Raw genomic sequence first — 16,489 nt, 5'->3', positions numbered from 1 at the left:
GCTCATCAATATAGCAGTCTTTTCAACATGATAATAAAAAAGGAACACCTTGTCGTGTTCCTTTGTCGTATTCAGGTCATTTAAAAATTACAGAACCTGATCTTTAAACTGACTGATTTCATCACGGATCTGGCACCACTCATCTCCAAGATCCAGTTCAGTGCCGATCTGAATCTCTGGAATTTTTCCGCGCATGCGTTCCAGACGCTGCTGATTTGGCAGCGGTAACTCCTGAATGCCTTCAAGTGCGATACACTGTGCTGCGCGATCATTGCAGACCAATCCCATATCACAACCTGCTTTCAATGCTGCCTGAATGCGGGCATCTGCACCGCCAGCCACACAGGCAGCCTGCATGCTTAAATCATCCGAGAACAGTACGCCGTCGAATCCAAGTTCTTGACGTAACACTTTCTGAATCCAGAATTCTGAAAAACCGGCTGGATTTGGATCAACCTGACTATAGATAACATGGGCAGGCATAAGCGCATCCAGTTGGGATTGTAACTGGATAAAAGTCTGCATATCCTTTTGCTGGATTTCTTCATAGCTGCGCATATCAATGGCAGCGGCCACATGCGAATCTGCTTTAACCGAACCATGTCCCGGGAAATGCTTACCAGTTGAAGCCATGCCAGCACGTTTCATACCTTTCAGGAAAGCACCAGCTAGTGGAATAATATCCTGAATATTTTTGGCGAAACTACGGTCACCAATCACATCACTAATATCATTCAAATCCAGCACAGGCGCAAAACTGAAGTCAATTCCAACTGCCAGTACTTCGGTGGCCATCAACCAGCCACATTTCTTGGCCAGTTCTAGCGCTTTTTCATGATCGGTCTGGTAAAGCTCACCAAACTTGCCCATGGCAGGCAGCAGGGTAAAGCCCTGTTTCAGGCGCTGTACACGGCCACCTTCCTGATCCGCCGCAATCAGAATATCTGGACGGACCTGACGCATATGATCAGTCAAAGCGCGGACTTGGGCAGGAGATTCAATATTGCGACCGAATAAAATCACACCACCGACTTGTGGTGCACCCAAGAGTTCAATATCTTCTTGAGTAAGGGTAGTGCCTGCGATGTCGAGCATCAATGCGCCAATCATATGCGGAATCCATTTTAGAATTTTCGGGGAAAACAATACCTGAATTCTGCAATGATTTGCTACACTTTGTCAGCACAGAATATGATAAAACTACACGACATAAACATATTAAGTTGTTTAAGATGCTGAATACTTTAAGTTCTGCTCGAAAAGCAACACGGTCAAATTGGTCTTGAGGCCAAGGAAGTACGAATTATTTATGAAATTTCAAACAATAGCTTGTGCAGTTGCGATTGCGACAGGCGGATTATTTTTTACCCATGTGGTGAATGATGCAATTGCAGCTGATGGTAAAGAAGTAGTCAGCAAAGCAGTGCTTCAACCTTCTCAAGAACAGGCATTGGTATCCCGACAACTGGCAACTCTCGTTGATCGCCAACATTATTTGAATATGCGTCTGGATGCTCAGACTTCACAGCGTATCTTTGATTTTTATATTGATAGTCTGGATGCAGATCACAGTCTTTTTCTGGCATCTGAAATAGAAGATTATAAAAAACGCTATGGCGCTACTTTCGGTGCCAATCTGAAAGCCGGCAATTTGTCTGGCCCTTATGAAATTCATGCGCAGTATCGTGAGCGTTTAGCCCAGTTCTATACCTTTATGCTGGAAGAACTGAAAAAACCGCAAAACCTGAATCAGAAGAATGTATATATTGAAACGGATCGCGAAAAGGCGCCGTTCTTTAAAACTCAGGCTGAACAACGTGCTCACTGGTCAAAAATGCTGGTCTCTCAGCTGATTAACCTGACGATCAGTAAGGAAGAAGAGCAGGCCAAGCAAAATGCACTTAAAGCCAATCCTGAACTGGCGAATGGTCAGGACCTAACTGGGCCGGAAGATTTAACGCCTGCTCAAACCCTGACTAAGCGTTATACCCGTCAGTTAGAGCGTCTCAGCCGGATCAAGAGTGATGATGTGCTGGACAAAACCCTGAATGCGATGATGCTGACTTATGATCCGCACAGTAATTATTTCCCGCCTGTAGATGCGATGGAGCTGAACCGTCAGACTACATTGCAGCTGGAAGGGATTGGAGTGTCGATTCGCCCAGAACGTGGTAATGAAGATTACACCAAGATTGAAACCATTGTAGAAGGTGGGCCTGCCAGCAAATCAGGACAGGTAAAATCAGGTGACCGTATTGTTGGCGTTGCTCAAGACGGCGAACAGATGGTTGATGTAATCGGCTGGCCGAGCAATGAAATTGTTGGCCTGATTCGTGGTAAGCGCGGCACCAAAGTAACACTGAAGTTACTAGGCCCGGGTGCGACCATGGGACAGGCGCGTAATGTCAGTCTGGTACGTGATGTGATTCAGGAAGAAGATGCCGGGGTTAGAACCCGTACCGTGGAAATCCAGCGTGATGGTAAAAAATATCAATATGGTGTGATTGAAATTCCATCTTTCTATCTGAACTATCGTGCCCGTCGTGCGGGTACCGACTACCGTTCCGTATCAGAAGATACCAATAAGGCCCTGAAAGAGCTGGCTGCGAAGAATGTTGCCGGTATTATTGTAGACTTGCGCAATAACCCGGGTGGTTCACTTGAAGAAGTGGCACGTATGCTGGGACAGGTGATCAAGTCAGGTCCTGTGGTTCAGATTCGTGATGGTAACGGTAATGTTAGCGTCTTTGAAGATGATGATGGTGGTGCACAAACCTATGCCGGTCCATTGGCAGTAATGGTGAACCTGGCTTCTGCATCTGCAAGTGAAATTTATTCAGCAGCAATTCAGGATTATGAACGTGGCATCGTGATTGGTAGTACCACAACAGGTAAAGGAACTGCGCAGGTTCAGCTGGATAGCTTGGCACATGGTCAGGCAACACTGACTCAGCGTAAGTTCTACCGTGTGACGGGGGGTAGTACCCAAAACAAGGGCGTGATTCCGGATATCAAGCTGGTCGATATCTATAACGAAGAGTTTGGTGAACGTAAGGCTAAAAATGCCCTAGAGTGGGATACGATTCCAACTGCGCCATTTAAACGTGAAGGTGTGGTACAAAAATATGTACCGGAACTGGCCAAGTTATCTCAACAGCGTGTCGCTCAGAACCCTCAATTCAAGTATCTGGAACAGCGTACAGCGGCCATGAAAAAAGTCGAAGACCAAAAACGTGTAGTTCTGGATCTGGAACAGCGTAAAGCTGAGTTGCTGGATATCGAGCGTAAAGCTTTAGAAGCTGAAAATGCCCGCCGTGCTGCAACCGGCTTAAAACCTTATCCAAACTGGGAAAGTTATCAGGCATCTCTGGATGCCATGGTTGAAGCCCGGGCGAAAATGAAAGCCAAAGAGCGTCCGGCATTACCGGAAGAAGAAGCTTTTGTGCTGGAAGCCGCACATGTCTTGGCTGACTATGCTCAAGTACAGTCAAAACAGTAACTTTAACATAAAGTAATATAAGTTCTAAAAACAGCCTATTTCGATAGGCTGTTTTTTTGTGCAAATAAAATGCAATATCAATTAAATACAAAGTGCTATGTAACTAAATAAAAAAGAAAAATTTGTGATTTATGTCGAATAAAAAAGCTGGAATATTAAAGTTAATCAATTGATAAAATCTCAAAGACTTCTAATATATAAGCTGAATTTTTTATTTTATCGATTCAGGGCAATTTTAAACTCCACTCCAGCTACTGAAGAGATAAAAATATTGCAATAAATTTTGTATATAGCTTCAAGTTTGAAGCAGTCGGGATGAACTCTGAAAAGAGTATTTTATTTTTTATAGGGCGTAAATTTAGCGGGGAATCGTGCGAATACAGCTGCGCAATAAAATAAAAATGATCGCCCAGATGGAACATTTTATATGATTCATGCTCATCATGATGTCAGTCTGCTCATTGGATCGATGGCTGTGGCATTTATTGCCTGCTATTTGACGCTTACGCTTGAGCAGATGCTATTTCGTAATGTATCGCTAAGGTTGAAAACCCTTATTTTACTGTTCAGCGGTGGCTTGCTGGGGCTAGCAATCTGGGGAATGCATTATGTCGGCATGACGGCAGCTCATTTTCCTGATGCTTATGATATAGATACTGCACTCACCTTAAGTTCTTATGTGATTGGCTTTGTGGGAGCAACCTTTGCCATCTGGCTCACCACCCGTAAAACTTTGCCTTGTGCCCGTCTGATTCTAGGGGCTGTCCTGATGGGGCTGGGTATGTCAGGAATGCACTATGTGGGCATGCTGGGCCTGAATGTTAAAAATCATGTGACTGCCTATCACCCTTTATTAATGATCTGTTCGATTCTGATTGCGACAAGTGGGGCGGGACTCAGTTTCTGGGTGGCATTCAAATATCGACAGGCAGTGCAAAGTACGATCCGGATGAAGCTCGTGGTCGCAAGTATGCTCACGTTGACCATTGTCGGGATGCATTATACGGGAATGGCGGCACTCAGTTTTTATGAAAATGCCCATCCATTGAGCCAGATCAGTCATTCCCACTATGACTTGCTATTTTCAGTCATCCTGATTAGTTGTCTGGTACTGGTGACTGCATTTGGCGTAGCCATGCTGGAGTTACGCTTTGAATCACGTAACCGTCAGCTGATGCTGGCCAATAAAGAGCTGGCGAATCAGGCGATTCAGGATAATCTCACCAAACTGCCAAACCGTTTATATCTGGTCAAATATGCACAATTGCTGTTTTCTGGCCGGCAGCAAGATGCTCAGCATGAAATCGCTTTTTTATATATTGATTTGGATCGCTTTAAAGCCGTGAATGATGTGTTTGGCCATCACGTTGGGGATCAGCTACTGATTCAGCTGGCTTATCGTATTCATCAAATTCTGGGAGATGATTCCAAACTGCTGCGTATCGGTGGCGATGAATTTCTGCTGGTGCTGGAAAATACTACAGTAGAGCAGGCCTCGAAAATATCAGAAAAGATTCTGGAACTGATTCAGGAAAGTTTCCAGATCAGTGGCAAGACCATCAATATCTCGGGCAGTATCGGGATCGCCATGTATCCGAAGCATGGCCAGAATCTGCAGGATCTGCTGATCAATGCAGATGCCGCCATGTTGACTTCCAAGTATCAGGGACGGAATACCTATTCTGTTTTTAATTTCTCGACCGATCAGCATGAAAGCAAAAGCCAGAGTAAACTGATCAATGATCTGTATAAGGCAGTAGAAGAGCAGCAATTTATCTTGGTTTATCAGCCAAAATTTACCCATGATGAGCAGATCTGTGGTGTAGAAGCGCTAATCCGCTGGAAGCACCCATTGCATGGTTTGCTGGGTCCGAATATGTTTATTCCCGGAGCAGAAAAAACCGGTTTGATTATTCCGATGGGCTACTGGGCTCTAGAGCAGGCCTGCAAACAGATTCAGCTCTGGGAAGCTGATCATGCTGATTTTTTCCCAATCGGCGTCAATTTATCTGCGGTTCAGTTTGAGCATAAGCATCTGATCAGCACACTGGAACAACTTCTGAATCAATATAAAATTGATCCTCAACATTTGATGATCGAGATTACCGAATCGACTGCCATGCATCATATTGATTCGAGTATCCGGACTTTGCAGCAGTTGCGTCAAATGGGCATCCAGTTGGCGATTGATGATTTTGGTACCGGGCATTCTAGCTTCCTGTATTTAAAAAACCTGCCTGTCGATGAGCTGAAAATTGACAAGGAATTTATTCAGGGTCTGAGTGCAGGTTCCAAGGAAGAAATGATTCTTGAAAGTATTATTCAGCTGGCCATTAAACTCGGTTTAAAAGTGACAGCTGAAGGAATTGAAACTGTGCAGCAGGCAGAAATTTTAACCCGTTTGGGCTGTCAGCAGATGCAGGGCTATCTGCTGGGTAAACCGATGGATGTCGAGCAACTTGAAGCTAGGGCCTTTGTTTCTTGAACCCGGTAAATCACTATTTAGAATTTTTTATTATTAAACGAATCAATTGTAAATTATAAAATTTATGTGGTTATCGATTTATAATTTCTAGATTGGGTAGTGAATTAAATCCGTTAAATCGACGAGCCAAAAAAATATCAGTTCAACCAGAAAAGAGAATGGGAAACTGCGATTTCTCCAGTTTATAGGGCTGCTTATTGGCTCTAGAAATCTGCTACAATATCGTCAATTTTTCATATTGATCGTATTTGATCTTGAGCACTGCGGTTCTGCAGTAGGTATTTTCCATGAGTTTTAAAGATGAGTTAGCGGCACAGGTCGCTCAGCGACGTACATTCGCCATTATTTCCCACCCCGATGCCGGTAAAACCACCATGACAGAAAAACTGCTGTTATGGGGTCAGGCCATTCAGGTTGCAGGTATGGTGAAAAGCCGTAAATCGGATCGTGCAGCCACTTCTGACTGGATGGAAATGGAAAAAGAGCGTGGGATTTCGATCACCACGTCCGTCATGCAGTTCCCGTTCAAGGACAAGATGATTAACCTGCTGGATACCCCGGGACATGAAGATTTCTCGGAAGATACTTACCGTACCCTAACCGCGGTAGACTCGGCGCTGATGGTGATTGACGGTGCAAAAGGTGTCGAGGAACGTACCATTAAATTGATGGAAGTGTGTCGTATGCGTGACACCCCCATCATTTCTTTCGTCAACAAAATGGACCGTGAAATCCGTGAGCCTTTAGAGTTGCTGGATGAGATCGAAAATGTCCTGAAAATTAAATGTGTGCCGATTACCTGGCCACTCGGTACAGGACGTGACTTTGCAGGTGTCTATAACCTGCTCGAAGAAAAGTTCTATGTCTATAAAGCCGGTTTTGGTTCAGTGATTACTGATATCGAAGTTCGTGATGGCTATGATCATGCAGACTTACGTGAAAAAGTCGGAGAGCTGGCTTGGGCTGCGTTTGAAGAATCGTTGGAACTGGTACAAATGGCGAATGAGCCATTAGATCGTGAAGAATTCCTGGCAGGCCGTCAAACTCCAGTGCTGTTCGGTACTGCTTTGGGTAACTTCGGTGTCGACCATGTTCTGGATACATTTAGCGAATATGCACCGCCTCCAAAAGCGCATCCAACTCAAGACCGTAAAGTAGAGGCGGATGAAGAAGGTTTCACAGGCTTTATCTTCAAGATTCAGGCCAATATGGACCCGAAACACCGTGACCGTATTGCTTTCATGCGAATCTGTTCAGGTAAGTATGAAAAAGGCATGAAAATGAAGCATGTGCGTATCGATAAAGATATCCGCATTAGTGATGCCTTGACCTTCCTGGCTGGTGACCGTCAGCATCTGGAAGAAGCATGGCCGGGCGATATTATTGGTCTGCATAACCACGGTACCATCCAGATCGGTGATACCTTCACTTCAGGTGAAAAACTGCAATTTACTGGTATTCCGCACTTTGCACCAGAAATGTTCCGCCGTGTCCGTCTCAAAGATCCGTTGAAGTCAAAACAGCTACAAAAAGGTCTGAAAGAGCTGTCTGAAGAAGGTGCAACTCAGGTCTTCATGCCACAAAACAGCAATGACCTGATTGTAGGTGCTGTGGGTGTGCTGCAGTTCGAAGTGGTAGCGTATCGTCTGAAAGAAGAGTACAAGGTGGACTGTATTTATGAGCCAGTGAGCATCAATACAGTACGTTGGGTGTCTTGTGCAGATGAGAAGAAATTCAACGAATTCAAGAAAAAAGCCCATGACCAGTTATCTGTAGATGGTGGTGGTCACTTGACTTATCTTGCACCAAGCCGGGTGAATTTACAGCTGATGCAAGAACGTTATCCAGATATCGTATTCCGTAATACACGCGAACACTAAGCCTTCAGGCTTGGAAAATGTTAAACAGCTTCTCCGGAAGCTGTTTTATTTTGTGCTACATTTAAACCACTCATTACTTATATCTCTAAAAAATCATGAAGTTTAGTAAGGAAATCCTGCTCGGTTCAGTCATGGGCTGTAGTTTGTTACTTGGAGCATGTGATAAAAATGAAAAAAAACAGCCAGCGACAGAACAAAAAAAATCTGCAGCAGTCACCCCTGAAGAAAAAGCCAAATTTTTGCCTTACCTGAATATTCAGGAGAAATCGGCCGATATTGCCTTGCCATTTTGTGAGACCAAAAACTGTATTAATCTGGATATTCAGACCTTAAAGACAGCCGATGCCTGGCTAAACCAGTCTATTGAAAAGCAGCAGGCGAAAGTGATTCAGGATCAAATTGGCCTAAAGCAGGATATGAGCCTGCAGCAGGCGGTTAATGCCTATGTAAAAAAATCCGATGCCTGGCAAGCCCAGCTCAAACTGAATAAGGCCTACGAATTATCTCTTTATACCCGTATTCCTTATCAGCGCAATCAATTTGTGTTAATGCAAATTGGGGTAGACAGCACTCAGGAAAATATCCGTGTCAATGAACGCTATTATTTCTTTGTGGCTGATCGTGTGCAGCAAAAAATACTCAGTCCTCTGGATATTATCAATCCTGAACAGCAGTTGCAGATGGACCAAATTGTGCAGCAGGCTTACCAAAAATGGTTAAAGGACAATAATGCAGAAGTCCAGCAGAAAGCTCCAAAAAAACTGTATTGGGGGCAGGCGGACTGGTTCTTTGATCAGGAAGGAATTGGTCTACATTATCGGAGTCAGGAAATTAGCAAAGATGCCAAACAACTGGACATCTATTTAACCAAAGAACAAACACAACAAGTCTTGAAAGTGGATATTTATCAGAATATGTTCTAACAGGTAGGTCCTGCAAGGATAAATGATGATGTTGAACAAAGGTTAATGCATGTCAAATTATAAGAATGTTTTATGTGTGTCAGTATTGGCATCAGCAGTTTTGCTGAGTGCCTGCCAGCCTAAGGAAAGAGAGCCGAAAGAACCTGCTGCACCTGAAGTGGTACAGGCTCAGCCTGAAGTGCTGAAGCTGAGTGGTGATACTGAGAAGCTGAAACTGGCCTTGCCTGAATGTGAAGGGAAAAACTGTCCTGAGATTTCTATTGAGCGATTGAAAAGCAATCAGCCATTTATTGATGAATGGATAGATCAGCAGATTCTGCAGCAGCTACAGGGTATTTTGTCTATTGATGCGATCGAACCGGCGAAAGCATCGGCTGCCAGTGAAGCTGAAGCCGCTGCTTCCGAACCGCAAACCGCATTAGCCAATGTCAAAACTCCAAAACAGCAGCTTGAACAGCAGATTCAGCCGCATATGCAGACTTTCCTGAATCTGGATAAGGAACTGAAAGCACTCAGTGCCAGTCATAGTATTAGCCTGATGATCAAACCGAGAATTCTACAGTCTGGTGATCCACTCGCGACTGTGGTCTTAAACAGTACTCATTATCTCGGTGGTGCGCATGGCGCTTCTGCTCAAACCTACTACAATTTTGATCTTGAGCAGAAAAAGCTGTTTAAGCTGGACGATATCATTCTGCCTAAACAAAAGGCTCAGCTCGAAGCCAAAGCTTATGAGGCTTTTAAAACCTGGGTGATGGAATCTAAACTGGCCAATGATGTAGCCGAATATGAACAGGCCTGGAAATTCAAACTGACGGATAATTTCTATCTGTCTAAACAGGGACTGGCGCTGCAATATGCTGAATATGAAATTGGTCCTTATGTGGTCGGTTTGCCACGTCTGGTCATTCCTTATGAACAGTTGAATGGCATTTTGAAACCTGAATATCTGCCTCAAACAGAGAACGCTGCTTCAGAAGCCCAGCCTGCAACTCCTGCCAAAGCACGCTGATGGTTTCGCTGTTTGATACTCATACCCATTTTGACGTTCCCGATTTTGATCATGATCGGGAACAGCTGGCTTATGCATCCAAAGCAGCAGGGGTGGAGCATCTGGTCTTAATTGGTTTTTTACAGAGCCGGTTTAAGGATTTATTGCAGACGCATCATTTTATTAATCAGTTAGACAATGCGCCTCAAAGTCATCTGGCACCCGGCCTGCATCCATTTTATATTGAGCAGCATCAACCTGAGCATTTACAGGATCTGGAGCAGTTATTAAGCACAGAGCCTTGTATTGCCATTGGTGAAATTGGTCTGGATACTTTCGATAAACGGCATAAACAGCCGGAACTTTTCCAGAAACAGAAAGATTTTTTTGCTGCACAGCTGGAACTGGCGCAGCAGTTTGATAAACCTGTGTTACTGCATATCCGTAAATCTCATGCCGATGTTTTACAGATTCTAAAACAGCATCAGTTTAAACAAGGTGGTATTGCCCATGCTTTTGGTGGCGGGATTGAAGAAGCCAAAGCCTTTATTAAACTGGGCTTTAAGCTTGGGATAACAGGGCAAATCACCAATCCGAATGCCAAAAAACTGCACCAAGTCGTACAGCAGGTAGGACCGGAACATCTGGTGCTTGAAACCGACTGTCCGGACATGACGCCCTTATGTTGCCAGCATTCTACTGAGCAGCGAACTCGCAATACGCCTGCCAATCTGCCTTATGTCCTGCAAGGCCTGGCCAAGAGTCTGCATATGGATCAGGATGAACTGGCACAGCAGCTCTGGAAAAATACTCATCAGGCTTTACATCTGGCGATCTAAGATAAAACTCTACACCGGTCGGAAACTGGATTCCAATTTATGATCCAGTGAAAAAAGGCGCATTATGCAATTTCTAAAATGCTTTAGACTTGGCATCATGCATATAAATTATTTTGAGTGAGATTCACATGGCACAAGGACTATTGGCGGGTAAGCGCTTCTTGATCGCAGGTATTGCAAGTAAATTATCAATTGCTTTTGGTATTGCTCAGGCATTACATCGTGAAGGTGCAGAACTCGCTTTTACTTATCCAAATGAAAAGCTGAAAAAACGTGTAGATGATTTTGCTGCACAATTCGGTTCGGAATTGGTTTTTCCTTGTGATGTGGCCGTAGATGCAGAAATTGACAATGCATTTGCAGAACTGGCAAAACACTGGGATGGTCTGGATGGTGTCGTACATTCAATCGGTTTTGCACCAGCACATACCCTAGATGGTGATTTTACTGATGTGACTGACCGTGAAGGTTTCAAGATTGCCCATGATATCAGTGCTTACAGCTTTATCGCGATGGCACGCGCTGCGAAGCCATTATTAGCAGCACGTCAAGGCTGTCTATTGACCCTGACTTATCAAGGTTCTGAGCGTGTAATGCCAAACTACAATGTGATGGGTCTGGCGAAAGCCTCTTTGGAAGCAGGTGTACGTTACCTGGCATCTAGCCTGGGCGCAGAAGGTATCCGTGTGAATGCGATCTCAGCAGGTCCAATTCGTACATTGGCGGCGTCTGGCATTAAATCATTCCGTAAAATGCTGGACCTAAATGAAAAAGTGGCACCACTAAAACGCAATGTGACCATTGAAGATGTCGGTAATGCAGCATTGTTCCTGTGCTCACCATGGGCAAACGGGATCACTGGTGAAATCATGTATGTCGATGCGGGTTATAACACAGTAGGCATGAGCGCTGAACTGATGCTGGATGCAGAATAAGTCTCTTTAAAAGATTAATTCTCAGCAGAGAAAAACCCTCAAGTTTTTGAGGGTTTTTTATTTTTAACTCTAATTGTTAATGATGTAAGTTTGATGACAAGGGATACAAGAATTTGGATCAAAATATTTATCTTTCAGGACTTTCCCACTAAGATGCTTAATATAAAAACAATACAGGACAATTAAGGATGTTTAAAAAAATTTTAATCAGCATGATTTTTGTGATGGGAACTGTGGGGATCACCACGTCGGGCATGGCAGCAGACAATCACTATCATGACAATATGCATGAACTCGACCATCATTTAAAAAATTTCAAATCTGCCAAAGATAGCAAAGAGGCGCGGGCAGCATTGCAGAGCATGCAAAAATCTGTGGAAGTTTGCCAGAAAAATTTACCATCAGGTCTGCAAAAGCTAAAATCCAAAGATGCAAAAGTTACGGCTTATCAGGGATTGTTAACTGACTTATTGAAAGAGATTAAACAAGCTGAACAGCTTGTTGCAGCCAATCAGCTAGCCAAAGCACAAACATTGACAGAGAAAATGGATCAGATTAAAAAGCAGGGGCATCAAGCCTTTAAATAAGCCATAAAAAAGACCGCAATTGCGGTCTTTTTTAACTTCAAGATCAAGTGATTAAGCTTGACCTTCAACAGCAGCAGCTTGCGCACGTTGCATGTTCGCTTCAAATTCAGCATCGAAGTTGATTGGTGTAAGCAGCAATTGCGGGAAGCTACCTTTAGTGACCATATCATTCACCGCTTCACGAAGGAATGGGAACAGAATATTCGGGCAGTAAGCACCAAGAATGTATGGCAGACGCTCTTCTTCCACGCCATCAATCAGGAAAATCCCTGCTTGAGTCACGTCAACGATAAACGCTGTATCACCTTCATTGGTTGCTTGAACCACAACTTTTAAAGCCACTTCAAAATGAGTCGGATCAATTTTTTCTGCAGAAGAAGAAAGGTTGATGTTTAACTCAGGTTGCCATTGCTTGGTAAAAACTTGTGCCCCAGGAACTTCAAAAGAAATATCTTTAGTGTAAATACGCTCTAATGCCAATTGTGGTTGAGCTTGTTGTTCTTCACTCATTCTTTAATCCTTGATATGAGGTAGGTTTTAGTAAATTAAGCCAATAATTCGTCTAGTTTGCCTTCACGCTCTAGGGCATAAAGTTGATCAAAACCGCCGATAAATTGTTCATTAATAAAAATCTGTGGCACGGTACGATGATTGGTGCGTTGCATCAATTCAAGACGCACTTCAGGGGCTTCATTCGACAAATTAATTTCTTTGAATGCAACACCTTTGCGCTCAAGGAGCTGTTTTGCACGGATACAATACGGACATACTGTCGTCGAATAGATAGTAACTTCAGCCATGATCAATCTCCTGTTCGCAGATTATTTGCTTTTCACCAAAGGTAAACCTTGAGCTTTCCAGTTTGTAATGCCGCCATCCAGACGGTAGGCATCTGCATGACCTACCTGTTGAAGCGCAGAACCTGCAACTTGCCCAAGATTACAAATGAACACCAACGGGCGATCAGATGCTTTTAACTCATCAACGTGTTTTGTAATTTGGCTATATGGAATGTTACGGCTACCACTGATGTGACCTTCACGGAAGTCTTTGGCATCACGTAAATCAATCAGCATGGCATTTTTTGCTTTAACTAAAATTCCCAGCGATTGCGGAGAGATTTTGCGACCATTACGTTGACCTTCGATGATGAAGAAGACAACCACGAGTACCGCGAGTGTTCCAAACAAGAAGGGGTGATTCCCCATAAACTCGAACCAACGTTCCACAATTCACCTAATTACAATTTTAAAATTGCCAAGAGTATAGCTCATAAATATGGTGATCAAAATCACCGCTTCAAGGGCTAAGCCTTAAGAAAATTAATTTTTTTGCTGCGCTTCGTTAATTTCGTCGATTAAACGTAAATAGCTGTCCAGCCGGCGCGGCAAAATTTCCCCTGTTGATGCTGCCTGACGTAAGGCACACTGCTTTTCATGCTTATGTGTGCAGTTACGGAACTGGCAGTGACCGAGCAAGTTTTCAATTTCCGGAAAACCACTTTGAACTTTGTCCAAGGTCAGATGCCAGAGACCAAATTCACGAATCCCTGGTGAGTCGATGAGAGCAGCGCCATCGCCAAAGGAAATTAGACGTGTGGAGGTCGTCGTATGCTGACCCAGTGCCGAGTTTTCGGAAATGACATTGGTTTTCTGTGCAGCATCCGGGACGATCGCATTAATCAGCGTGCTTTTACCTACACCAGACTGACCGACAAACGCTACAGTTTCCTCATTCAGACGAGCGGATAGTTCTGTCAGATCACCATCGGACTGGGTTTGCATCACTTCATAACCCAAATCTTTATATTCTTTAAGCAGATCCAGAATTGGATCATTTTCCTTAAGCAAATCTGATTTATTCAGAACTAAAAGTGCTGGAATCTCTGCATCTGCGCAAGCCACCAGATAACGGTCAATCAAACCCGGTGCTGGTTCAGGCAATGGCGCGAACACAATCACAATCAGGGAAATATTGGCGGCAACCGGTTTAACCTTGTGGTAACGGTCAGGACGGGTCAGCAAAGAAGTGCGCGGATGAATCGCTGTAATAATGCCGAGTCCGGTATTGGGATCAGCCTGCCATTTGACCCGGTCACCTGTTACCAGCAATTCCAGGTTAGTTCGGGTATGGCAGCGCCAGACACTCCCTAGTTCAATCGGCTTCCAGAATGGCTCAGGTTCACCTTCAGCCACGACCGGTTTTTCAGGATGCTGTTCAGGTACAGACAAGGCCTGGACTTCAAGCTGGCGGCCATAATGCTGCACGACCAGTCCTTCCAAGTCTTGAGAGGTATCGATCTCTTCCTGACGCGTTTTGTGCTGTTTTTGAATACGACGTTGTTGTTGTTCAGTTAAACGACGTTTACGTATTAAAGCCATTCAAATCCTAAAAAACCATGGGAGCGAGATGGCAAAAATAGCATGAAGCGGGGTGTGAGTTACAGCATCGACGTAATAAATTTGCTACTATAAATGTTTTATAGCCTAATAAGATTGCACATTTATGAGCAGCACCCCGGATAGCCGCCTGATTTGGATTGACCTGGAAATGACAGGTCTGGATACAGATAATGACCAGATTATTGAAGTTGCCACGATTGTAACGGACGATAACCTAAATATTCTTGCCGAAGGGCCCGTGCTAGCTGTGCATCAATCTGACCGTATCCTGAATGCGATGGACGAGTGGAATACTCGCCAGCATGGTCAGTCTGGCCTGATTGAGCGTGTACGCCGCAGTAAATTGACTGCTCAGGATGCAGAACGTGAAACGATTGAATTCCTGAAAAAATGGGTCAATCCAAAAGTATCGCCGATGTGTGGTAACTCGATCTGTCAGGACCGTCGCTTTCTGCACCGTTTAATGCCTGAACTGGAACAGTATTTCCATTACCGTAATCTAGACGTATCTTCAGTAAAAGAGCTGGCAAAACGCTGGCGCCCTGAAATCATGAGTGGTCTGAAGAAAAATGCTTCGCATCTAGCGATGGATGATATCCGTGATTCGATTGCTGAACTGAAATATTATCGTGAATATTTCTTCATTATGAATAAATAATCCGAGCAAATAAAAAAGAGGCGAAAGCTTCTTTTTTATTGCTTGGCAGAAAGTTTCTTGTGATAAAAGTTTTCACTGCTTTCAAACAGTACCCAGGTCAGAAGCACCAGAGCAAGATGGGTCTGGGTTTCATATTGATCCAAGATAATCAAAGCAAATAATCCTAAAGTCAGGATACGGATCATGATACTGAGATAATAATTTTTCTGCTTTTTAAAGGTTAAACCGTAAAGATAGAGCAGGAACAGGAAAACCATCAGGGCAAAAAGGGCGTTAAATAGCATGCTGATCTGGCTCCCTTTAGGACAATAATAATTGAAATATTTTGAAGATTATTATGATGGTAATTTGATCAATTTTACGTGTTTTAGCGATGGCACAAGAATGCTTTTTTAACTGATTTTGTATCTGGATTTTAGTGGCAGTAAAGTGTCCATGATTTTGCTAAAATGCTCTGGTGTTTTTCTTGCTATTGATGACCTATGACTGATCTGCTTCAAGATGATGAGTATGACCGCCGTTTTGCGGGTGTAGCCAAAATTTATGGTGACGATAGCTTTCATCATTATGAAAACAGTCACGTGATGGTGATCGGAATTGGCGGTGTTGGTTCATGGGCAGTCGAAGCATTGGCACGTACCGGGATTGGTGAGCTCACACTGGTCGATATGGATGTGGTCGCAGCATCGAATATTAACCGTCAGTTACCAGCTATGACGGCGACACTAGGATGTGAAAAAATCGAAATCATGGCAGAACGCTGCCGTTCGATTAATCCACGCATCAAGATCAATCTGATTGACGATTATCTGACGCCAGAAAATGTGAAAGAAATTCTGTCAGGAAATCCTGACATCATTCTGGACTGTATCGATGACGTCAAAGCGAAATTTGCCTTGATGCTGCATTGCCGTTTTAACAAGGTTCCATTGATTGTATCCGGTGGAGCAGGCGGTAAACTGGATCCCTTAAAAATCCGTGTTGCCGATTTATCCAGAACCGAACAGGATCCAATGCTGGCAAAATTACGTGCGCAATTACGTGCTAAAGGCATCTGTAAAAAGCCAAAAGAAAAATTTGGCATCACTTGTGTCTACTCTATCGATAACCCATTCTCGAGTGCAGATGTTTGTGCAAGCGCAGGCTTACGCTGTGGTGGTTATGGGTCTGCAGTGGTAGTGACATCTAGCTTCGCCATGGTTGCGGTATCGGAAGTATTGAAAAAGCTCGATAGTAAAAGACTTAAAGCCTGATTGAGTCAAAAAAAAGCACACGATCTGTGCTTTTTTT

General features: G+C 43.8%; 16 protein-coding genes. 10 read left to right on the top strand and 6 right to left on the bottom strand.

Features of this window, described 5'->3' with window-relative positions; genetic code table 11:
• Positions 1-87 precede the first annotated feature (87 nt).
• Positions 88-1,110, bottom strand: a complete 1,023-nt coding sequence (gene nagZ, locus FTU46_RS05865) for a beta-N-acetylhexosaminidase (protein ID WP_180104540.1) — start codon at positions 1,108-1,110, stop codon at positions 88-90.
• 199 nt (positions 1,111-1,309) lie between these two features.
• On the opposite strand from nagZ, the gene FTU46_RS05860 reads away from it, so the two are divergent.
• From FTU46_RS05860 to FTU46_RS05825, 8 genes are all read left to right on the top strand, one after another.
• Positions 1,310-3,499: a carboxy terminal-processing peptidase gene (locus tag FTU46_RS05860; protein ID WP_166136328.1), complete on the top strand. Its 2,190-nt coding sequence runs from the start codon at positions 1,310-1,312 to the stop codon at positions 3,497-3,499.
• 427 nt (positions 3,500-3,926) lie between these two features.
• Positions 3,927-5,984, top strand: a complete 2,058-nt coding sequence (locus FTU46_RS05855) for an EAL domain-containing protein (protein WP_159124225.1) — start codon at positions 3,927-3,929, stop codon at positions 5,982-5,984.
• Positions 5,985-6,271: 287 nt separating this feature from the next.
• Complete coding sequence (locus FTU46_RS05850; protein WP_180010879.1) at positions 6,272-7,864, top strand: peptide chain release factor 3; 1,593 nt, start codon at positions 6,272-6,274, stop codon at positions 7,862-7,864.
• Positions 7,865-7,959: 95 nt separating this feature from the next.
• Positions 7,960-8,787 (top strand): hypothetical protein, encoded by an 828-nt coding sequence (locus FTU46_RS05845; protein ID WP_180104539.1) that lies wholly within the window; start codon positions 7,960-7,962, stop codon positions 8,785-8,787.
• Between the two features lie 49 nt (positions 8,788-8,836).
• Positions 8,837-9,799, top strand: coding sequence for an RsiV family protein (locus tag FTU46_RS05840; RefSeq protein ID WP_180104538.1), 963 nt, complete (start codon positions 8,837-8,839; stop codon positions 9,797-9,799).
• The gene (locus FTU46_RS05835) at positions 9,796-10,617 is read left to right on the top strand and encodes a TatD family hydrolase (RefSeq protein ID WP_171505610.1); all 822 of its coding nucleotides are present in this window, start codon (positions 9,796-9,798) and stop codon (positions 10,615-10,617) included. The genes FTU46_RS05840 and FTU46_RS05835 overlap by 4 nt, the downstream gene beginning before the upstream one ends.
• Before the next feature lie 128 nt (positions 10,618-10,745).
• Positions 10,746-11,552 carry an enoyl-ACP reductase gene (locus FTU46_RS05830; protein WP_004782067.1) on the top strand — a complete coding sequence of 269 codons (807 nt, stop codon included), beginning with the start codon at positions 10,746-10,748 and terminating at the stop codon, positions 11,550-11,552.
• A gap of 188 nt (positions 11,553-11,740) precedes the next feature.
• Positions 11,741-12,139, top strand: coding sequence for a cytochrome b562 (locus FTU46_RS05825; protein WP_180104537.1), 399 nt, complete (start codon positions 11,741-11,743; stop codon positions 12,137-12,139).
• A 51-nt stretch (positions 12,140-12,190) separates the two neighbouring features.
• Here FTU46_RS05825 and secB read toward each other — a convergent pair whose 3' ends face one another.
• The 4 genes from secB to rsgA all read right to left on the bottom strand — a co-directional run bounded on the left by secB (position 12,191) and on the right by rsgA (position 14,520).
• A complete protein-coding gene (secB, locus tag FTU46_RS05820; RefSeq protein WP_004782070.1) occupies positions 12,191-12,649 on the bottom strand; it encodes a protein-export chaperone SecB in 459 nt (152 codons plus the stop codon).
• A gap of 35 nt (positions 12,650-12,684) precedes the next feature.
• On the bottom strand, positions 12,685-12,939 hold the full coding sequence (grxC, locus tag FTU46_RS05815) for a glutaredoxin 3 (RefSeq protein ID WP_004782071.1): 255 nt from the start codon (positions 12,937-12,939) through the stop codon (positions 12,685-12,687).
• A 21-nt stretch (positions 12,940-12,960) separates the two neighbouring features.
• Entirely contained in the window at positions 12,961-13,368 is a 408-nt protein-coding gene (locus tag FTU46_RS05810) for a rhodanese-like domain-containing protein (protein WP_005232169.1), read from the bottom strand.
• Positions 13,369-13,461: 93 nt separating this feature from the next.
• Positions 13,462-14,520, bottom strand: coding sequence for a small ribosomal subunit biogenesis GTPase RsgA (gene rsgA / locus FTU46_RS05805; RefSeq protein ID WP_180057723.1), 1,059 nt, complete (start codon positions 14,518-14,520; stop codon positions 13,462-13,464).
• Between the two features lie 124 nt (positions 14,521-14,644).
• Between rsgA and orn the strand changes: the two genes are divergently transcribed.
• The gene (gene orn / locus FTU46_RS05800) at positions 14,645-15,199 is read left to right on the top strand and encodes an oligoribonuclease (protein ID WP_004782074.1); all 555 of its coding nucleotides are present in this window, start codon (positions 14,645-14,647) and stop codon (positions 15,197-15,199) included.
• 35 nt (positions 15,200-15,234) lie between these two features.
• Here orn and FTU46_RS05795 read toward each other — a convergent pair whose 3' ends face one another.
• Positions 15,235-15,483 carry a hypothetical protein gene (locus FTU46_RS05795; protein WP_159124233.1) on the bottom strand — a complete coding sequence of 83 codons (249 nt, stop codon included), beginning with the start codon at positions 15,481-15,483 and terminating at the stop codon, positions 15,235-15,237.
• A 198-nt stretch (positions 15,484-15,681) separates the two neighbouring features.
• On the opposite strand from FTU46_RS05795, the gene FTU46_RS05790 reads away from it, so the two are divergent.
• Entirely contained in the window at positions 15,682-16,452 is a 771-nt protein-coding gene (locus FTU46_RS05790) for a ThiF family adenylyltransferase (protein ID WP_004782076.1), read from the top strand.
• The last annotated feature ends 37 nt before the right edge of the window (positions 16,453-16,489 follow it).

Origin of the sequence: Acinetobacter sp. YH12108 (assembly GCF_013419055.1) — a bacterium.
Classification (GTDB): Bacteria; Pseudomonadota; Gammaproteobacteria; order Pseudomonadales; family Moraxellaceae; genus Acinetobacter.
Note: the sequence above shows the minus strand (reverse complement) of the source record. Positions and strands in the feature narration are given on the sequence as shown.